Genomic DNA, 18,493 nt, shown 5'->3' with positions numbered 1-18,493 from the left:
GGACGCGGCGACGGGCGCCCGCAGTTACGGGAGCCAGGCGTGTGAGCGCCTGGTGCCGCGGCCGTGGCGGGGGGTCGGCACGGCGGAATGCTGGATTCGGTGGTGCGCCGGGGACATGGCACGATGCGTTCATGTCCTCCGCACTGACCGATCTTTGTCGTTATCCGATCGTGCAGGCCCCCATGGCGGGCGGTGCGTCCTGCCCGCAGCTGGCCGCGGCTGTGTCCGAAGCCGGCGGCCTCGGGTTTCTCGCCGCCGGGTACAAGACGGCGGACGGCATGTACCAGGAGGTCAAACAGCTCCGCGCGCTGACCGGTCGGCCTTTCGGCGTCAACCTCTTCATGCCCCAGCCCGGTACCGCCGACCTCGGGGCCGTCGGTGTCTACATGCATCAGCTCGCCGGCGAGGTCACCTGGTACGAGACCCCGCTCGGTGATCCCGACAGCGGACGGGACGACGGCTACGACGCCAAGCTGGCGATTCTGCTCGACGACCCGGTCCCGGTCGTCTCCTTCACCTTCGGCTGCCCCAAGCCCGCTGTGCTGCGGTCCTTCGCCAAGGCGGACACCTTCACCGTTGTGACGGTCACCACGCCCGACGAGGCGCAGGCCGCGCACCGGGCCGGTGCCGGCGCGGTGTGCGTCCAGGGCATCGAGGCGGGCGGCCATCAGGGCACGCACCGCGACGATCCCGCCGCCGACGGGTCCGGGATCGGGCTCCTCACGCTCATCGAACTCGTCCGTGAGGCCGTGCCGCTGCCGGTGATCGCCGCGGGCGGGCTGATGCGCGGCGCCCAGATCGCCGCCGCACTGGCGGCCGGCGCAAGCGCGGGGCAGCTGGGCACGGCGTTCCTCGTGTGCCCCGAGTCCGGGGCGAACCCGCTGCACAAGCAGGCCATGACCGATCCGCTGTTCGTACGCACCGAGCTGACCCGTGCGTTTTCCGGGAGGCCCGCGCGAGGCCTGGTCAACCGCTTCATGCGCGAGCACGGCCCGTACGCCCCCGCCGCCTACCCCGAGGTCCACCATCTGACCAGCGGGCTGCGCAAGGCCGCGGCGAAGGCCGGGGACCCGCAGGGCATGGCGCTGTGGGCCGGCCAGGGCCACCGGCTGGCGCGCGAACTGCCCGCCGGCCATCTGGTGGAGGTGCTCGCCGCCGAAACGGACGCCGCGCGGGCCGCGTTGGCCCTGGGGGGTGTGTGATGACCGCACCCGTCTTCCTCACCGACTCGCTCGACGGCGTGGGCCCTGGCGCCGCCGTCACCCTGGAGGGCCCCGAGGGCCGCCACGCCGTCTCCGTACGCCGGTTGCAGCCGGGCGAGGAGATCGTCCTCACCGACGGCCTGGGCCGCGGAGCCGCGGGGGTCGTGCTCCGTACCGAGGGCAAGGACCGGCTTGTCGTCGAGGTGCACGCGTGCCCGGCCGAACCGGAACCGGCCCCCCGGATCACCGTCGTCCAGGCGCTGCCCAAGGGGGACCGCGGCGAACTCGCCGTCGAGACCATGACGGAGACAGGCGTGGACGCGATCGTGCCGTGGGCCGCCTCGCGCTGCATCACACAGTGGAAGGGCGAGCGCGGCGCCAAGTCGCTCGCCAAGTGGCGGGCCACGGCGCGCGAGGCGGGCAAGCAGTCGCGCCGGCTGCGCTTCCCGGAGGTCGCGGAGGCGGCAACGACCAGACAGCTGGCGGCACTTGTGGCGGCCGCGGACTTCGCGGCGGTACTCCACGAGGAGGGCGCGGAGCCTCTGGCCACGGCCGACCTTCCCGCCGAGGGCTCGATCGTGCTGATCGTCGGCCCGGAGGGCGGAGTCTCCCCGGAGGAACTGGCCATGTTCGCACAGGCAGGCGCCAAGCCCTACCGGCTGGGCCGCAGTGTCCTGCGCACATCGACGGCGGGCACGGCCGCGACGGCACTGCTGCTGGGCCGCACGGGCCGCTGGTCCTGAGACCGGACGGCCGCGTGCGTCGCCGTTGGGCGAACGGCCGCTTGCGCCACCGGTGAGTGAACGGGCGCGTCCGCACCGGCGGGTGCACGGCCCCCGTCCCTCGCCGGTGGGTGAACGGCCGTGTGACCGCGGTGGATTCCACGGTTTCACGCCGTGCCGGTATTCGGTTGGACCGCGGTCCGGCGCGGACGGTCGCGTGCGCCATCGGTGGGTGAACGGCCGCGTGCGTTACCGGTGGGTGAACGGCCGCGTGACCGCGCCGGGATCCGACGGCCTGCGCCCTGCGGCATGCGACGTGCCCGTCCGGCGCAGTCGGCTGTCGGCTCGGCGGCGCCGCTGCCGAGCGGCGGAGCCGTGATCACCCGCGGGGGCGTCACACGGACTGTGGCGGGGACGACGGTGCTCCCGCGGGCACCGTGGCGGGCACCGCGTCGTACAGCAGCCAGCCGTCGACCTCGGTCGTACCGCGAGCAGTCGGGAGCAGACCCCGCTCCGTCGCCGCGTCCACCAGGCGGCGGGCCACCCCCGGCTCATACAGGTTGTGCCACTCGCCGCCGGTGGAAGCCACCGCGCCCGAGTGTGCGAAGCCCTCGGAGATGATCCGGCCCGGGCCTTCGCGGAACGTGACATCGAGGCGCTCCTGGGTGCCCTCGCGCCGCAGGGCGAGCACCGTCCGGCATCCCTCGCGGGTGTTCCCGTTCCCGCTGTGCCTGTGGCGGACCGACCACATGTAAACGGTCTCCGTGTCGACAACGAGCCGGCGAGTCCCGGTCAGTTTCCTTGCCATGCCCAGACCGTAGGCGGCAAACAGTGGCCGCAACCACTCTTTTGTCGCCGGGGCCGCGGTGGCAGTCTGCCTCTCATGGGGGCCATGAGAAGAGCGCGGCGCGCCCTGGCCGTGACCGCCGCTGCCGGAGCAGCACTCGCCTCGGTCGTGGCATGCGAGCCGGCCTCGGCGGACGGGCTCACTTCGGTCGGCGTCGCCGTCACCACCGACAAGACCGCCACCAGCGCGTTCGAGCGGCTCGGCATCGACGTGCGCTGGCTCAGCTGCACCGCGACCATCCGCGGCCGCGGCAACCCGCCCGGGGGCGCGACCGGAACCCCGTCACCCGGCGGATCCGCCGCCGTCGACTGCAGGGGCGAGACCGACGCCGGCGGCGACATCCGCATCACGGGCAAGGTGACCGATGAGCGCGCGGGCAGGTGCGTACGCGGAGATCTGACCGCCAGGATCGACGGCAAGATCGCCTTCCAGGCCACCATGCTCGGCAACTGCGACGGTGCGGCTGCACCCACCCCGACCCGCTCCCACCGCCCGACGAGCGCGCCGCGCCCCACCGCCACCGGGACCGTCACCCCCAGGCCTCCCGTCACTCCGCCCGTCACGGTCACGGCCACCGTGACCGTGACCGCGGATCCGTCGTCGGCGAAGTGATCCGGTCGAGCGGTCCAAAACCCCTGTCCGGGAGGCCCAGCGCTGCTTAGGGTGATCGAATGACGCACCCTGCCTACCTCCGGTTTCCGCATCTCCACCGCGAGTTGATCGTCTTCACGGCCGAGGACGACGTCTGGGCCGCGCCGCTCGACGGCGGCCGCGCGTGGCGCGTCAGCGCCGACAACATGCCGGTGTCCCACCCGAGGATCTCGCCCGACGGGGCGCACATCGCATGGACCTCGTACCGGGACGGTGCCCCCGAGGTCCATGCCGCGCCGCTCGACGGCGGCCCGTCGGACCGCCTGACCCACTGGGGCAGTTACAGGACGTCGGTCCGCGGCTGGACCCCCGACGGACAGGTCCTCGCGCTCACCACCCACGGCCAGGCGTCGCTGCGCCGCACCTGGGCACGGGCAGTGCCGCTCGACGGCGGGCCAGGCTCCGCCTTGCCGTACGGGCCCGTCGGCGATGTGGCCTTCGGTCCGCGGACCCTGCTGCTGTCGGCCACGATGGGCCGTGAGGCCGCCGCCTGGAAGCGCTACCGAGGCGGCACGGCAGGAAAGTTGTGGATCGAGCGGGACGAGGGCCCGGGCGACGACGGGGAGTTCGTACGCCTCCACGACGACCTCGACGGGAACATCGAGTGCCCGCTATGGGTCGGCGAGCGGATCGCTTTCCTGTCCGATCACGAGGGCGTCGGGGCGCTGTACTCGTCCCTGCCCGACGGATCGGATCTGCGCCGCCACACCCCGGCCGAGGGCTTCTACGCCCGCCACGCCGCCACCGACGGCACCCGGGTCGTGTACACCTCGGCGGGTGAACTGTGGCTCCTGGACGACCTGGACGCCGCCGAGCCGCGCCGCCTGGACGTCCGGCTAGGCGGCCAGCGCATCGACATGCGTCCCCGCCCTCTCCCGGCCGAGCACTACCTGGGTACCGCGGCTCCCGACCACACCGCCCGAGGCAGCGCCGTCGAGATCCGCGGCGGTATCCACTGGGTCACCCACCGCGAGGGGCCCGCCCGCGCGCTGGCCGCGCAGCCCGGCGTTCGGGGCAGGCTGCCGCGCACCTTCCGCGTGGACGGCGAGGAGCACGTGGTCTGGGTGACCGACGCCGAGGGGGAGGACGCCCTGGAGTTCGCCCCGGCGACCGGGCCCGCCGCCGGCGCCCCGCCGCGCAGGCTCGCCGCGGGCCGCCTCGGCCGCGTACTGAGCCTCGCCGTCGCGCCGGACGGCAGCCGCGCCGCCGTCGCCTCGCACGACGGCCGCGTGCTGCTCGTCGAGCGTGAGTCGGGCGAGGTGCGCGAGGTCGACCGCAGCGAGCACGGTGACGCCGACGGCCTTGTCTTCTCGCCCGACTCCGGCTGGCTCGCCTGGTCGCACCCCGGCCCGAACCCGCTGCGCCAGATCAAGCTCGCCCACACCTCGGATCTGACCGTCTCCGAGGCGACGCCGCTGCGGTTCGCCGACTTCCAGCCCGCGTTCACGCTCGACGGCAAGCATCTGGCGTTCCTGTCCGAGCGGGCCTTCGACCCGGTCTACGACACCCATGTCTTCGATCTGGCCTTCGTCGGCGGCTGCCGTCCGCATCTGATCACGCTGGCCGCCGCCACCCCCTCGCCCTTCGGTCCGCAGCGCCACGGCCGGGCCTTCGACGCGGACGACGACAAGGACCAGCAGCAGGGCGGCGACGAGAACGGCGTGCCCGTGACCCGTATCGACCTCGACGGGCTCGCCGACCGCATAGTGCCCTTCCCCGTCGAGGCCGCCCGCTACTCGACACTGCGCGCGGCCAAGGACGGACTGCTGTGGCTGCGCCATCCGCTGCGCGGCGTCCTCGGCACCACCCGGGCCACGCCCGACGACCCGTGGCCGCAGACCTCGCTGGAGCGCTACGACCTCGCCGAGCTGCGTGTCGAGGAGCTCTGCTCGGACGCCGACGACTTCCGGGTCAGCGGCGACGGCAAGCGGGTGCTGCTGCACACGGACGGCAAGCTCAAGGTGGTACCGAGCGACCGCAGGGCCTCGTCGGACGAGGACAGCGACACCAACATCACCGTCGATCTGGCCCGGGTGCGCGCCACGGTCGACCCCGGTGCCGAATGGCGGCAGATGTACGCCGAGGCCGGCCGGCTGATGCGCGACCACTTCTGGCGTGAAGACCTCGGCGGTGTCGACTGGGACGGTGTGCTCGAGCGCTACCGTCCGGTCCTGGACCGTGTCTCCACCCACGACGACCTGGTGGACCTGCTCTGGGAGGTGCAGGGCGAACTCGGCACCTCCCACGCGTACGTCACCCCGCGCGGCGGACAAGGCGACCGCTCCACCCGGCAGGGGCTGCTCGGCGCCGACATCTCCCGTGCCGAGGACGGGATGTGGCGCATCGACCGGATCCTGCCGTCCGAGACGTCCGACCCCGACGCGCACTCCCCGCTCGCGGCGCCGGGCGTCGCGCTGCGGGCCGGCGATGCGCTGCTCGCCGTCGACGGTCTCCCGGTGGACCCGGTCACCGGGCCGGGACCGCTGCTCGTGGGCGCGGCGGGCAAGCCCGTCGAGCTCACCGTCTCCCCGGCGGGGGGCGGCGATCCGCGGCACGCCGTCGTCGTCCCGCTCGCCGACGAGGAGCCCTTGCGCTACCACGCCTGGGTCGCCGACCGGCGGGCGTACGTCCACGAGAAGTCCGGCGGCCGCCTCGGTTATCTGCACGTCCCCGACATGCAGGCGCCCGGCTGGGCCCAGATCCACCGCGATCTGCGGGTCGAGGTGGCGAGGGAGGGGCTGGTCGTGGACGTACGGGAGAACCGCGGCGGTCACACGTCGCAGCTCGTCATCGAGAAACTGGCACGCCGGATCGTCGGCTGGAACCGGCCGCGCGGAGAGCAGCCGTACAGCTATCCGCTGGACGCTCCGCGTGGTCCGGTCGTGGCGGTGGCCAACGAGTTCTCCGGCTCGGACGGCGACATCGTCAACGCCGCGATCAAGGCGCTGGGCATCGGCCCGGTGGTGGGCACGCGCACCTGGGGCGGTGTGATCGGTATCGACAGCCGCTACCGGCTCGTCGACGGCACGCTGGTGACGCAGCCCAAGTACGCCTTCTGGCTGGAGGGTTACGGCTGGGACGTGGAGAACCGGGGCGTCGACCCGGATGTCGAGGTGGTGACCACGCCCCAGGACTACGCGGCAGGCCGCGACCCGCAACTGGACGAGGCGGTCCGGATGGCCCTGGCGGCCTTGACGGAGAACCCGGCGCGGACCCCGCCGGACATGCCGTAGCCCGACGGAGTCCGGGTGCAAGGGGCTCGCGTCTGCGGGGCACGGCCGGTTCCGGGGCGCGCGTCTGCCGGCACGGCCCGGTCCGGGGGCGCGCGCCCCCGGGCATCACCCGGCCCGGGGCGGGCCGGGTGACCTGCCCCGGCCGATACGATGCCGTCGGAAGCGATCACACCAAGGAGGCTCGGGTCATGGCGGGAGAACCGCAGGCGGACTGCCTGTTCTGCAAGATCGTCGCCGGGGAGGTGCCGGCCACCGTGGTGCGCGAGACCGGGACCACGGTCGCCTTCCGCGACATCAATCCCCAGGCCCCGACCCATGTCCTGGTCATTCCCAAGGCCCACTACAAGGACGCTGCCGCGCTCGCCGCCGCCGAGCCCCAGCTGGTCGCCGATGTGCTGCGGGAGGCGGGCGAGGTCGCCGCCGAGGACAAGGTCGTCGACACCGGGTACCGCGTCGTGTTCAACACCGGTACCGGCGCGGGCCAGACCGTCTTCCACGCCCACGCCCATGTGCTGGGCGGCCGTGGTCTCCAGTGGCCTCCGGGGTAACCGACCTTGTCCGTACGTGAATTGTTCGTGCTCGGCACCGCCAGCCAGGTTCCCACCCGGCACCGCAACCACAACGGCTATCTGCTGCGCTGGGACGGCGAAGGCATCCTCTTCGACCCGGGCGAGGGCACCCAGCGCCAGATGCTGCGTGCCGGGGTGTCCGCGCACGACATCAACCGGATCTGCATCACGCACTTCCACGGCGACCACTCCCTCGGGCTCGCGGGAGTGATCCAGCGGATCAATCTCGACCGGGTCCCGCACCAGGTCAGCGCGCACTATCCGGCGAGCGGGGAGCACTTCTTCGACCGGCTGCGGTACGCGACGGCCTACCGCGAGACCGTGCGGCTCGACCAGGTCCCGGTCGCCGCCGACGGCGTGCTCGCGCGCACTCCCTCGTACACCCTCGAGACCCACAGGCTCTCGCACCCCGTCGAGTCGTACGGCTACCGGCTCGTCGAACCGGACGGCCGCCGGATGCTCCCCGAGAAGCTCGCCTTGCACGGCATCAAGGGCCCGGACGTGGGGCGGCTGCAGCGTGACGGTGCACTCGGCGGCATCACGCTCGACGACGTCAGTGAGGTCCGCAGGGGGCAGCGGTTCGCGTTCGTGATGGACACCCGCCTGTGCGATGGCGTCCACGCGCTGGCCCAGGGCTGCGACATGCTTGTCATCGAGTCCACGTTCCTCGACGAGGACGAGGAGCTGGCCACCGAGCACGGTCATCTGGCGGTAGGTCAGGCCGCCCGGGCGGCACGGGACGCGGGTGTGCGGCACCTGGTGCTGACCCACTTCTCGCAGCGCTACAGCGTGCCGGGAGCGGCCGGTGAGGCACCCGGGGCCGAGTTCGAACGGCAGGCTCGCGCGGCCGGGTTCGAGGGTGAGCTCACCGTTGCCCAGGATCTGTGGCGCATCCGCGTGCCCAAGAGGTCCTGAGGCCCCACCCTCCTAGAGTGGGCACATGCCCTTCCCCAAGGCCGAACTTCACCTTCATATCGAAGGAACCCTGGAACCCGAGCTCGCCTTCGCGCTCGCCGCGCGCAATGGCGTCGTGCTGCCGTTCGCGGACACCGACGAGCTGCGCCGCGCGTATCTCTTCAAGGATCTGCAGTCGTTCCTCGACCTGTACTACGCACTGATGGCGGTGTTGCGCACCGAGGACGACTTCGCCGCGCTCGCCGACGCCTACCTCGCGCGGGTGGCCACGCAGGGTGTACGGCACGCGGAGATCTTTTTCGACCCCCAGGCGCACACCTCCCGCGGTGTCGCCTTCGGCACGGTTGTCGAGGGTCTGGCCCGCGCACTGGAGCGCGCCGAGGAGCGGCACGGGATCTCCACCCGGCTGATCATGTGCTTCCTGCGCGACGAGTCGGCGGAATCCGCGATGCGGACACTCGAGGCCGCGAAGCCGTATCTGGACCGGATCACAGGGGTCGGACTCGACTCCGCGGAGGTCGGGCATCCGCCGTCGAAGTTCCGCGAGGTGTACGAGGCGGCGGCCGCGCTGGGGCTGCGCAGGGTCGCGCACGCGGGCGAGGAGGGTCCGCCGGCGTACATCGTCGAGGCCCTGGACCTCCTCGGCGTCGAGCGCATCGACCACGGTCTGCGCTGCATGGAGGACCCGGAGCTGGTGGAGCGGCTGGTGCGGGAGCGGATTCCACTCACCCTGTGCCCGCTGTCGAACGTACGGCTGCGGGTGATCGATGTGCTGGAGGAGCATCCGCTGGCGCGGATGATGCAGGCCGGCCTGATGTGCACCGTCAACTCCGACGACCCGGCCTACTTCGGCGGCTACATCGGGGACACGTTCCACGCCGTGCGCGAGGCGCTGGACCTCGGCAACGAGCAGCTGCGCGAGCTGGCCCGGAATTCGTTCCTGGCGTCGTTCCTCGAGGACGACGAGGAGCGGCGGGCGGCGCTCCTGGCCGAGGTCGAGGCGTACGACTTCGAGCGCGACAGGTAGGCCGCACGGAACGGGGCCCGGACCGGCCGCCTGATCGGCCGGTCCGGGGGCTCGGTGGTGGCGCGGTCAGCGTGCGGACGGGCCGGTCCAGTTCGCCGGCACATGAGCGATCCGCACCCGCTGCGGGTGGTCGCCGACCGCGACGGTCGCCACCTTCCTGCCGGTCGCGAAGTCGATCGCGGTGACACTGTCGGCTCCGCTCTCGGAGATGACACAGGACATGCCGTCACCGCTCACCGTCGCCCAGTACGGCTTCGACGCGGTCACCGGCGGGCTCTCCCGGAGCGAGGCCCGGTCGACGATCGTCGCGTAGTCGTCCATCGTCCCGGCGACGCACAGCTTGTCGCCCCTGGGGCTCATGGACATGCCGTGGTGGCGGGAGTCGTTGACCCAGGTGGTGCGGTCCTCGCTGGTCGCCGGGTTCCTGGGGAGCGTCTTCACCCGGGTGATCCGATCGGCGGCGACGTCGTACTCGACGAAGCCGTGGAAGAACGACACCTGGAAGTAGAGCGTCGACTCGTCGGGGGTGAAGGCGACCGGCCGGACCGCGTCCGACAGGTCCGAGCGGCCGAAGGCGTCGAGCCGCCGGCGCATGTCGATGACCTTGACCTGCCGGAAGGTTTTCGTATCCACGACGGTGATACGGCGGTCGCCCTTCGTCCGGTCCCAGAACGGGTCGTCGAGGGCGGTGTTGACCTCGCCGATGGACATGTTCCACAGATACCTGCCGCCGTCGGTGAAGACGTTCTCGTGCGGCTTGTCCCCGGTCTTGAACGACCCGACCTGCTCACCGGTGGCGATGTCGAGGACATGCACGGTGTTGGAGGTCGAGGCGGAGACGGCGACACGGGTGCCGTCGGGCGAGACGGCCATGTGGTCGGAGCGGTAACCCGACACCGGAAAACGCCAGTTGATCCCGCCGGTTGCCAGATCGATCGAGACGACATCGGCGAAGCTCGGCCGGGAGACGACCATGGCCGACCCGTCGGGGGTCGCGTACATGTCGTCGACGAACTGGTCGTGGCCCTCGCCCGGGCCCTGCCGGATGCCGAGGAAGAAGGCGAGCTTGACCGGGTTGAGGTAGATCTCGGCAAGCCGCCGGTCCTTGTCCGGGATGACGTTGACCCGGCCGATCCTCGCGAAGTCGCCGCCGGACTTGATGACATCGGCCGTGCCGTCCCAGTTGTTGCCCACGAACATCACCTCCCGCAGCCCGGCGGAGTGCTCGTCGCTCGTGGACGCGGCGGCCGCGGTGACGGTACCCGCGACGGCCATGGTGAGTGCGGTGGCGAGGCAGCCGAGGACCCGCCTGGTGCTGGAGTCGGACATCGTCGTTCCTTCCACGGGCGGCCCGACAGGCACCGGGCACAGTCTGAATACGGGCGCGTTCAGATTGGGCGACCTGGAAAGTAGCGACGAGTGGCACACTCCACAAGACTTCGGGCACGGAAAAATGAGCCCGATCGACGGAGGGAGGGGCCGGTGGCGGGCAGGCTCAGACAACCGACCGGCCGATACGCGGGCAAGTCGGCCGAGGAACGGCAGGCCGAGCGGCGCCGGCGGTTCCTGGACGCCGGACTTGAGCTGTTCGGCGACAGCCCGGGCTACCGGGCGACCACCGTCGCGGCACTGAGCGAGGCCGCCGGTCTGTCGACGCGGCAGTTCTACGAGGAGTTCCGGACCCTCGAGGAGGTGCTCGCCACACTGCACCTCCAGGTCAACGACTGGGCCGAGGAGGCGGCGTTGGCCGCGCTCGCGGACGCGGCGGACCTGCCGCTGGCCCAGCGGGCCGCCGCGGTCTTTCGCGCGTACGCGGCGAATGTGACCGGTGACCCGCGGCGTATCCGGATCACGTTCATCGAAATCGTCGGCGTCAGCCCGCAGCTGGAGCGGCAACGCCTGGCCCGGCGCGCCCGCTGGGTCGACTTCATCTGCGCCGAGGCGGCAGCTGCGGCCGAACGGGGCGAGGCGGAGCCGCGCGACCACCGGATCGCGGCAACGGCGTTCATCGGCAGTGTGAACGGCCTGCTGCACGACTGGACCGCGGGCTGGGTGGACGCGACGCTCGACCGACTGGTCGACGAACTGGTCCGGATGCTGCTGGGGATCCTGCACCCGGTCGCCCTCCACCCGGGGGAGACGGCAGGGCGTTGACGCGGGGCTTTTGGGGCGGGCCCCCGGTTCCTCGGGGTCGGGGCGGTCCGGACGTGCGATGTCGTGTCTCCCGGTGCCCTGATCCGCGACGGGCCGCGGCTCCGGCGGCGCGGGGGCCCGGTGCGTCCCCGATCGGGCAGACTGGCTTGAAGCTGCACCACGTACGGGAGCGCACGGTGACCACTCGCGACGATGAGCACATTCGGCAAGCGGCCTGTCTGGACCCTCTGGGCGCACTGCGGACCCCGGCCGATCCGCCCTGCGACGTCTATCTCAGCGGCAATGTCTTCCTGGACATCATCTTCACCGGCCTCGATTCCGCCCCCGTGCGTGGCACCGAGTCCTGGGCCCGCGGTATGGGATCGAGCCCCGGCGGCGTGGCCAACATGGCGACCGCTCTCGCCCGGCTCGGACTGCACACCTCTCTCGCCGCGGCCTTCGGCGACGACCACTACGGCGAGTACTGCTGGGACGCCCTCGAGCAGGGCGAAGGGATCGACCTCTCGCTCTCCCGGACCGTGCCCGGCTGGCACTCACCGGTCACCGTCTCCATGGCGTACGAGGGGGAGCGGACCATGGTGTCCCACGGCCACGAGGCGCCGCCGCCCGAGCCCGCCCCCGACTGCCCGCCGCCCGCCCGTGCCGCGATCGCCGCCCTCACCCCCGGCACCCGCGCCGAGTGGATCGCCCAGGCCGCCCGTAGAGGCACCCGTGTCTTCGCGGACGTCGGCTGGGACGAGACGGGCCGCTGGGACCTCCGTGACCTCGCCGACCTCGAGCACTGCGAGGCCTTCCTGCCCAACGCCGAGGAGGCCATGCGCTACACCCGCACGGACTGCCCGCGCGCCGCAGCCCATGCGCTGACCGAGTACGTCCCGCTCGCCGTCGTCACGCTGGGCGCGGAGGGCGCGTACGCGGTCGACGGGGCCACCGGCGAGAGCGCGGAGGTTCCTGCGATCGATGTGGAGGCGCTGGACCCGACCGGCGCCGGCGACGTGTTCGTGGCGGGCTTCGTCACCGGCACCCTGGCGCGCTGGCCGCTCGCCGACCGGCTCGCGTTCGCCGGGCTGACCGCCGCACTGTCGGTGCAGGAGTTCGGCGGATCGCTGTCCGCACCGGGCTGGTCGGAGATCGCGGCCTGGTGGCAGCGTGTCCAGGGCTTCTCGGACCAGGACCCGGCGGCGCTGCGCCGGTACGCCTTCCTGGAGTCCCTGCTGCCTGCACGGGCCAGGCCCTGGCCTCTGCGCCGGGCGGTCCCGACGATCGGCTTCGGTCGCTCCGCCTGACGGCACGGGCGGCACCCGGTCCGGGGCACGCCCAGCCCTCGCCCGGCCACCGCGCCGTCCCATGGGCCCCGCCCGGAAAAGCCCTCGGTCTTGTCGGTGTCAGGTCGTACCCTTGGTGCCCAGAGGTTGTCGAGCGGCGAGAACCCCGCAACGGGAGGTATGTGCAGGCCACAGAGCCGGCCCATGACTCAGACACCGAACGCCCAGACCCGTCCCCTGCGCGCCGCGGGCGCGGCGGAACCCCCAGCGCCGGGGCAGGCGCGAGCCCACTTCACCGTTCCCGCCAAGCATCCGATGGTGACGGTGCTCGGCTCGGGCGATGCCCTGTTGCGTGTGATCGAGAAGGCTTTCCCGGCGGCCGACATCCATGTCCGGGGCAATGAGGTCAGCGCGGTGGGCGACGCGGTGGAAGTCACCCTGATCCAGCGCCTGTTCGACGAGATGATGCTCGTGCTCCGCACCGGGCAGCCGATGACGGAGGACGCAGTGGAACGCTCGATCGCCATGCTCAAGGCGGCCGAGGACGGCACCGCTGACGCCGGCGCCGAGACCCCGGCCGAGGTGCTCACCCAGAACATCCTCTCCAGTCGCGGTCGCACCATCCGCCCCAAGACGCTCAACCAGAAGCGCTACGTCGACGCGATCGACAAGCACACCGTGGTCTTCGGCATCGGCCCGGCCGGTACGGGCAAGACGTACCTCGCCATGGCCAAGGCCGTGCAGGCGCTGCAGTCCAAGCAGGTCAACCGCATCATCCTGACCAGGCCCGCCGTCGAGGCGGGGGAGCGGCTCGGCTTCCTGCCGGGCACGCTGTACGAGAAGATCGACCCGTATCTGCGCCCGCTGTACGACGCACTGCACGACATGCTCGACCCCGACTCCATCCCGAGGCTGATGGCCGCGGGCACCATCGAGGTCGCGCCCCTTGCATATATGCGTGGGCGTACGCTCAATGATGCGTTCATCATCCTCGACGAGGCGCAGAACACGAACCCCGAGCAGATGAAGATGTTCCTGACGAGGCTCGGTTTCGACTCGAAGATCGTCATCACGGGAGACGTCACCCAGGTGGACCTTCCGGGCGGCACGAAGAGCGGTCTGCGCCAGGTCCGGGACATCCTGGACGGTGTCGAGGACGTGCACTTCTCGTTGCTCACCTCCCAGGATGTCGTACGGCACAAGCTCGTCGGCCGTATCGTCGACGCGTACGAGGAGTACGACAGCCGAAACGGGAAGTAGAACAGCCGCACTATGTCGATCGACGTCAACAACGAGTCCGGAACCGAGGTCGACGAGCAGGCGATCCTCGACGTCGCCCGCTACGCGCTCGCGCGGATGCGTATCCACCCGCTCTCCGAACTCTCGGTGATCGTCGTGGACGCCGACGCCATGGAACAGCTGCACATCCAGTGGATGGACCTGCCCGGTCCGACCGATGTCATGTCCTTCCCGATGGACGAGCTGCGCCCGCCGGTCAAGGACGACGAGGAGCCCCCGCAGGGGCTCCTCGGTGACATCGTGCTCTGCCCCGAGGTCGCCAAGAGGCAGGGCGAAGAGGCGCCGACGCAGCACTCCATGGACGAGGAGCTCCAGCTCCTGACCGTCCACGGGGTGCTGCATCTGCTCGGGTACGACCATGAGGAGCCCGACGAGAAGGCCGAGATGTTCGGTCTGCAGGCGGCGATCGTCGACGGCTGGCGGGCGGAGAAGGGCCTGAGCGGTCCCTCCCCGGCGCCGACCGTCTCATGACCATCCAACTGATCATCGGTGCCGTGGCGCTGGTCGTCGTCGCATGGCTGGCGGCCTGCGCGGAGGCCGGTATCGCCCGCGTCTCCAGCTTCCGTGCCGCCGAGGCCGTACGGTCAGGGCGCCGCGGCGCGGACAAGCTGGAACAGGTCGCGGCCGACCCCACCCGGTATCTCAACGTCGCGCTGCTGGTGCGGGTGGCCTGCGAGATGGCCGCGGGGGTACTGGTCACCTACGCCTGCCTCGAGGAGTTCGAGGAGACCTGGACGGCACTGCTCGTCGCCATCGCCGTGATGGTGCTCGTCAGCTATGTCGCCGTCGGCGTCTCCCCGCGCACCATCGGCCGCCAGCACCCGCTGAACACGGCCACCGCCTCCGCGTACGTCCTGCTGCCGCTGGCCAGGGTGATGGGCCCGATCCCCCAGCTGCTGATCCTCATCGGCAACGCGCTGACGCCCGGAAAGGGTTTCCGCAAGGGCCCGTTCGCGAGCGAGGCCGAGCTGCGGGCCATGGTCGACCTCGCCGAGCAGGAGTCGCTGATCGAGGACGAAGAGCGCCGGATGGTGCACTCGGTCTTCGAGCTCGGCGACACCCTCGTGCGCGAGGTGATGGTCCCGCGCACCGACCTGGTGTGCATCGAGCGGTTCAAGACCATCCGCCAGGCGCTGACCCTGGCGCTGCGTTCCGGCTTCTCCCGTATCCCCGTCACCGGGGAGAACGAGGACGACATCGTCGGCGTCGTCTATCTCAAGGACCTGGTCCGCAAGACGCACATCAACCGCGACGCGGAGACCGATCTGGTCTCCACGGCGATGCGGCCCGCAGTGTTCGTGCCCGACACCAAGAACGCCGGTGACCTGCTGCGCGAGATGCAGCAGAAGCGCAACCACGTCGCCGTTGTCATCGACGAGTACGGCGGCACCGCCGGCATCGTGACGATCGAGGACATCCTCGAGGAGATCGTCGGCGAGATCACCGACGAGTACGACCGCGAGCTGCCGCCGGTCGAGGAACTCGGCGGCGGACGCTTCCGCGTCACCGCCCGGCTCGACATCGGCGACCTGGGCGAGCTGTACGGGATGGACGAACTCGACGACGAGGACGTGGAGACGGTCGGCGGACTGCTCGCCAAGGCGCTCGGCCGCGTCCCGATCGCGGGCGCGCGCGCCGTGGTGGACCTGCCGGACGGCCGGGCACTGCGGCTGACGGCGGAGTCCTCGGCCGGCCGACGGAACAAGATCGTCACGGTCCTCGCGGAACCGGTGGAGAAGGAAGCCGAGAGGGACACCGCGGGATGAGGACGATGGACGCACAGCGGCTGAGGGCCTTCTGTCTCGGATTCAACGGCGCGGCCGAGGAGTTCCCGTTCGGCCCGCAGGTGTCCGTCTTCAAGGTCCTGGGCAAGATGTTCGCCCTCAGCGCGCTGGACGCCACGCCGCTGAGCGTCAACCTCAAGTGCGAGCCGGAGATCGCGGTGCAGCTGCGGGCCGACCATCCGGCGATCGTCCCCGGCTACCACATGAGCAAGCGTCACTGGAACACGGTCACCGTCGGTGAGCTCCCGGAGAAGATGGTCCGGGAGCTCATCGAGGATTCGTACGACCTGGTCGTGGCGGGCCTTCCGAAGGCGGAACGGCTGCGGCTCGACCGGGCGTGACGCGCCTGGGGGTCCGGGGCAAAGCCCCGGACTCACGGCCGTGCCCGGTTCAACGCCGTGCCCGGCGCAGGCCGAGCCCGACCAGGACTGCGGCCGCGATCACGATCGCCGCGTCCACGGCGAGCACCTGGCGGACTCCGTCCAGCAGTGTGCCCTGCGTCGTCGCCAGCACACCCAGCAGCGGAATGCCGATGGTGATGCCCACCTGCTGGGTCGTGGTGACCAGGCCGGTCGCCAGCCCCTGCTCCTCGTCCGGCACACCCGAGGTCACCGTCAGTCCGTACGAGATGATCGCGCCCAGATGGCACATGCTCGCCAGCGATACGCCCGCGGTGGCCACCAGCGCACCCGACTCGGCGCCCACCCCGAGCAGCGCCGCGACGAACAGGCCCTGGCCAAGGAGTGAGAACACCAGGGTCCGCCGGGCACCGAACCTGCCGATCACCCGGGGCGCGAGCGTGCCCGCGGCGACGGAGAGCAGCCCCTGGACGCCGAAGACCAGTCCCGTGCGGAACGCCGACAGACCGAGGGTCTCCTGGAGGTAGAGGGTGAGGACGAACACGACCGTGCTCATCATCGAGAAGGTGACCAGACCGCCCAGATTGCCCCACGCCACCGTGGGCCGGCGCAGCATCGGCAGCGAGACCAGCGGTGCGTCGCTGCGGGACTCCACGATGACGAAGGCGATCAGCAGGACGACTCCGGCGGCCAGCGTGACCAGGACGTCGGCCCCGCCGAAGCCGCGGTCGGCCGCCGTGGACAGGGCGTAGATCAGCGCGAGCAGACCGCCGGTGACCGTGACCGCGCCGGGTACGTCCAGCCGCGGCCGCTCGGGGAGGTGGGCACCCTCACGGGGGAGTGGCCCCGGCAGAAGCCCCGGGGCCAGGGGCAGCACGATCAGTGTGAAGACCACCAGCAGTGCCATCGTGGAGCGCCAGCCGAGGGTGTCGGTCATCACCCCGCCCAGCACCATGCCGATCGTGAAGCCGAGCGAGAGCAGGGTGCCGCTGATGCCCAGTGCCCGGTCGCGCTGGGGCCCTTCGGGGAAGGTCGTGGTGAGCAAGGACATACCGGTGGGCACGATGACGGCCGCGCCGAGCCCCTGCAGTGCGCGCCCGGCGAGGAACGAGGCGGGATTCCAGGCCAGCGCCGCCAGCAGGGAGGCAGCGCCGAAGACGGCGAGTCCCGCGAGGAACAGCCGCCGGCGTCCGTACAGATCGGCGATCCGGCCGAAGAGCAGCAGGAATCCGCCGGCCGGCAGCGCGAAGGCGGTGACCGCCCACTGCAGCGCGGACCGGTCGAGACCCAGGTCCTTGCCGAGGTCGGGCAGGGCCACATTGAGTACGGAGAAGTCGAGGGCGACCATGAACTGTGCTGCGCACAGCACGAAGAGGATCAGTCGGGCGCGGCGGTCGAGCCGCGGCGGCGCGGCCGCGTGGGCGGCCGGCAGCCCGGTGGTGGAGGTGTCGACAGGCATGGTCCACACTCTCCGGCGGCCCAAGCAGCGCTGGGGAGCGGGAACTTATCCTGTTGGCCGCACCACCAGACTGACCAACAGGGGGAGTACGTGGCCAGGTCGGCCGAGCAGGACGCGATGAAGGCGCACCGCCTCGGCGAGCTGCGCGAGTTCCTGATGAGCAGGCGCGCACGGGTCAGCCCGGCCGAGGCGGGCCTGCCGGACGGCGGGGGCCGCCGCCGTACGCCGGGGCTGCGCCGGGAGGAGGTCGCCGTCCTCGCGGGTGTCGGCGTCTCCTGGTACCAGTGGCTGGAGCAGGGGCGGGACATCACCGTGTCGCCCCAGGTCCTCGACTCCGTGGGCCGCGTTCTCAGACTCAGCAGCACCGAGCGCCGCCACCTGTACGTACTGGCCGGGCTCAACCCGCCCGCGCCCGAAGTGGAGCCGGGCGACCAGGACATGTGCGCCGGGCTGCGGCGCCTGATCGACGCCTGGATGCCGTATCCCGCCCACATCATGGACGTGTACTGGAACACGGTCATCCACAACGACGCGGCGGCCATGGTGCTCGGTATGCGCCCCGACAACGTCCAGAACTGTCTGATCGCGTTCTTCACCGATCCTATCTACCGCTCCATGCAAGCAGGTTGGGAGGAGATCGCACCGCTGGTCGTCGCACAGTTCCGTGCTGCCTGCTCCGAATGCCCCGACGACGAGGGCTTTCAGGCGGTGGTGGAGGAGGCGAGGGCGGCGAGCGAGGAGTTCACGGCCCTGTGGGAGCGGCGTGACATCGCGCCCGGGGGTCAGCTGCGCAAGGAGATGCGTCATCCGCTGGTCGGGCGGCTGCTGGTGGAGTCGACCCAGCTGCGTGTCCCGGCGCGGCCGGATCTGACGATCGTGATGCATACGCCGGTGTCCGACGCGGACACGGACACCGCGGCGAAGCTCCAGTGGCTGGCGAGCCCGGCGGGCCGGCGGGGGTCGATGTATCCGGTGGCGGGATGACTAGTTGATCTGTGTATTGTCTG

17 protein-coding genes are annotated in these 18,493 nt (G+C 71.3%); 14 read left to right on the top strand and 3 right to left on the bottom strand.

Features of this window, described 5'->3' with window-relative positions:
- The first annotated feature begins 131 nt into the window (after positions 1–131).
- Together ACFYWI_RS19655 and ACFYWI_RS19650 are read left to right on the top strand one after the other, a co-directional pair.
- Complete coding sequence (locus ACFYWI_RS19655; protein WP_389233650.1) at positions 132–1,202, top strand: nitronate monooxygenase; 1,071 nt, start codon at positions 132–134, stop codon at positions 1,200–1,202.
- On the top strand, positions 1,202–1,945 hold the full coding sequence (locus ACFYWI_RS19650; RefSeq protein ID WP_389233647.1) for a 16S rRNA (uracil(1498)-N(3))-methyltransferase: 744 nt from the start codon (positions 1,202–1,204) through the stop codon (positions 1,943–1,945). The genes ACFYWI_RS19655 and ACFYWI_RS19650 overlap by 1 nt, the downstream gene beginning before the upstream one ends.
- Positions 1,946–2,318: 373 nt before the next feature.
- Here ACFYWI_RS19650 and ACFYWI_RS19645 read toward each other — a convergent pair whose 3' ends face one another.
- A complete protein-coding gene (locus ACFYWI_RS19645; protein ID WP_389233644.1) occupies positions 2,319–2,732 on the bottom strand; it encodes a hypothetical protein in 414 nt (137 codons plus the stop codon).
- Between the two features lie 84 nt (positions 2,733–2,816).
- On the opposite strand from ACFYWI_RS19645, the gene ACFYWI_RS19640 reads away from it, so the two are divergent.
- The 5 genes from ACFYWI_RS19640 (at position 2,817) to ACFYWI_RS19620 (ending at position 9,166) form a co-directional block, all read left to right on the top strand.
- Entirely contained in the window at positions 2,817–3,383 is a 567-nt protein-coding gene (locus ACFYWI_RS19640) for a hypothetical protein (RefSeq protein WP_389233641.1), read from the top strand.
- A 59-nt stretch (positions 3,384–3,442) separates the two neighbouring features.
- Positions 3,443–6,655, top strand: coding sequence for a S41 family peptidase (locus tag ACFYWI_RS19635; RefSeq protein ID WP_389233638.1), 3,213 nt, complete (start codon positions 3,443–3,445; stop codon positions 6,653–6,655).
- Between the two features lie 188 nt (positions 6,656–6,843).
- Positions 6,844–7,203, top strand: a complete 360-nt coding sequence (locus ACFYWI_RS19630; RefSeq protein ID WP_389233635.1) for a histidine triad nucleotide-binding protein — start codon at positions 6,844–6,846, stop codon at positions 7,201–7,203.
- A gap of 6 nt (positions 7,204–7,209) precedes the next feature.
- On the top strand, positions 7,210–8,139 hold the full coding sequence (locus ACFYWI_RS19625) for a ribonuclease Z (protein ID WP_389233632.1): 930 nt from the start codon (positions 7,210–7,212) through the stop codon (positions 8,137–8,139).
- 25 nt (positions 8,140–8,164) lie between these two features.
- On the top strand, positions 8,165–9,166 hold the full coding sequence (locus ACFYWI_RS19620) for an adenosine deaminase (RefSeq protein ID WP_389233629.1): 1,002 nt from the start codon (positions 8,165–8,167) through the stop codon (positions 9,164–9,166).
- A gap of 66 nt (positions 9,167–9,232) precedes the next feature.
- Here the strand turns inward: ACFYWI_RS19620 and ACFYWI_RS19615 are convergent, their stop codons facing one another.
- Entirely contained in the window at positions 9,233–10,495 is a 1,263-nt protein-coding gene (locus ACFYWI_RS19615) for a YncE family protein (RefSeq protein WP_389233626.1), read from the bottom strand.
- A 153-nt stretch (positions 10,496–10,648) separates the two neighbouring features.
- On the opposite strand from ACFYWI_RS19615, the gene ACFYWI_RS19610 reads away from it, so the two are divergent.
- The 6 genes from ACFYWI_RS19610 (at position 10,649) to ACFYWI_RS19585 (ending at position 16,009) form a co-directional block, all read left to right on the top strand.
- The gene (locus tag ACFYWI_RS19610; RefSeq protein ID WP_389233623.1) at positions 10,649–11,320 is read left to right on the top strand and encodes a helix-turn-helix domain-containing protein; all 672 of its coding nucleotides are present in this window, start codon (positions 10,649–10,651) and stop codon (positions 11,318–11,320) included.
- 176 nt (positions 11,321–11,496) lie between these two features.
- Entirely contained in the window at positions 11,497–12,606 is a 1,110-nt protein-coding gene (locus ACFYWI_RS19605; protein ID WP_389233620.1) for a carbohydrate kinase family protein, read from the top strand.
- Between the two features lie 183 nt (positions 12,607–12,789).
- Complete coding sequence (locus ACFYWI_RS19600; protein ID WP_389233617.1) at positions 12,790–13,845, top strand: PhoH family protein; 1,056 nt, start codon at positions 12,790–12,792, stop codon at positions 13,843–13,845.
- 12 nt (positions 13,846–13,857) lie between these two features.
- Positions 13,858–14,355 carry an rRNA maturation RNase YbeY gene (gene ybeY / locus ACFYWI_RS19595; RefSeq protein WP_389233614.1) on the top strand — a complete coding sequence of 166 codons (498 nt, stop codon included), beginning with the start codon at positions 13,858–13,860 and terminating at the stop codon, positions 14,353–14,355.
- A complete protein-coding gene (locus tag ACFYWI_RS19590) occupies positions 14,352–15,650 on the top strand; it encodes a hemolysin family protein (protein ID WP_389233611.1) in 1,299 nt (432 codons plus the stop codon). Before ybeY ends, ACFYWI_RS19590 begins: the two co-directional genes overlap by 4 nt.
- Positions 15,651–15,655: 5 nt before the next feature.
- Complete coding sequence (locus ACFYWI_RS19585) at positions 15,656–16,009, top strand: MmcQ/YjbR family DNA-binding protein (RefSeq protein ID WP_389234116.1); 354 nt, start codon at positions 15,656–15,658, stop codon at positions 16,007–16,009.
- A 49-nt stretch (positions 16,010–16,058) separates the two neighbouring features.
- On the opposite strand, the gene ACFYWI_RS19580 is transcribed toward ACFYWI_RS19585, so the two are convergent.
- Positions 16,059–17,486 carry an MFS transporter gene (locus ACFYWI_RS19580; RefSeq protein WP_389233608.1) on the bottom strand — a complete coding sequence of 476 codons (1,428 nt, stop codon included), beginning with the start codon at positions 17,484–17,486 and terminating at the stop codon, positions 16,059–16,061.
- 117 nt (positions 17,487–17,603) lie between these two features.
- On the opposite strand from ACFYWI_RS19580, the gene ACFYWI_RS19575 reads away from it, so the two are divergent.
- Positions 17,604–18,470, top strand: coding sequence for a helix-turn-helix transcriptional regulator (locus ACFYWI_RS19575; RefSeq protein ID WP_389234113.1), 867 nt, complete (start codon positions 17,604–17,606; stop codon positions 18,468–18,470).
- The last annotated feature ends 23 nt before the right edge of the window (positions 18,471–18,493 follow it).

This window comes from Streptomyces sp. NPDC002889 (assembly GCF_042888425.1).
GTDB lineage: Bacteria > Actinomycetota > Actinomycetes > Streptomycetales > Streptomycetaceae > Streptomyces.
The sequence above is the reverse complement of the archived record's forward strand: the minus strand, read 5'-3'. Positions and strand labels throughout refer to the sequence as shown.

Bases quoted from the DNA above. Each gene is read 5' to 3' on its own strand.
- ybeY (WP_389233614.1), top strand. From the start codon at position 13,858: ATGTCGATCGACGTCAACAACGAGTCCGGAACCGAGGTCGACGAGCAG.
- ACFYWI_RS19630 (WP_389233635.1), top strand. From the start codon at position 6,844: ATGGCGGGAGAACCGCAGGCGGACTGCCTGTTCTGCAAGATCGTCGCC.
- ACFYWI_RS19600 (WP_389233617.1), top strand. From the start codon at position 12,790: ATGACTCAGACACCGAACGCCCAGACCCGTCCCCTGCGCGCCGCGGGC.
- ACFYWI_RS19585 (WP_389234116.1), top strand. From the start codon at position 15,656: ATGGACGCACAGCGGCTGAGGGCCTTCTGTCTCGGATTCAACGGCGCG.
- ACFYWI_RS19620 (WP_389233629.1), top strand. From the start codon at position 8,165: ATGCCCTTCCCCAAGGCCGAACTTCACCTTCATATCGAAGGAACCCTG.
- ACFYWI_RS19580 (WP_389233608.1), bottom strand. From the start codon at position 17,486: ATGCCTGTCGACACCTCCACCACCGGGCTGCCGGCCGCCCACGCGGCC.
- ACFYWI_RS19640 (WP_389233641.1), top strand. From the start codon at position 2,817: ATGAGAAGAGCGCGGCGCGCCCTGGCCGTGACCGCCGCTGCCGGAGCA.
- ACFYWI_RS19650 (WP_389233647.1), top strand. From the start codon at position 1,202: ATGACCGCACCCGTCTTCCTCACCGACTCGCTCGACGGCGTGGGCCCT.
- ACFYWI_RS19635 (WP_389233638.1), top strand. From the start codon at position 3,443: ATGACGCACCCTGCCTACCTCCGGTTTCCGCATCTCCACCGCGAGTTG.
- ACFYWI_RS19615 (WP_389233626.1), bottom strand. From the start codon at position 10,495: ATGTCCGACTCCAGCACCAGGCGGGTCCTCGGCTGCCTCGCCACCGCA.
- ACFYWI_RS19590 (WP_389233611.1), top strand. From the start codon at position 14,352: ATGACCATCCAACTGATCATCGGTGCCGTGGCGCTGGTCGTCGTCGCA.
- ACFYWI_RS19655 (WP_389233650.1), top strand. From the start codon at position 132: ATGTCCTCCGCACTGACCGATCTTTGTCGTTATCCGATCGTGCAGGCC.
- ACFYWI_RS19575 (WP_389234113.1), top strand. From the start codon at position 17,604: ATGAAGGCGCACCGCCTCGGCGAGCTGCGCGAGTTCCTGATGAGCAGG.
- ACFYWI_RS19645 (WP_389233644.1), bottom strand. From the start codon at position 2,732: ATGGCAAGGAAACTGACCGGGACTCGCCGGCTCGTTGTCGACACGGAG.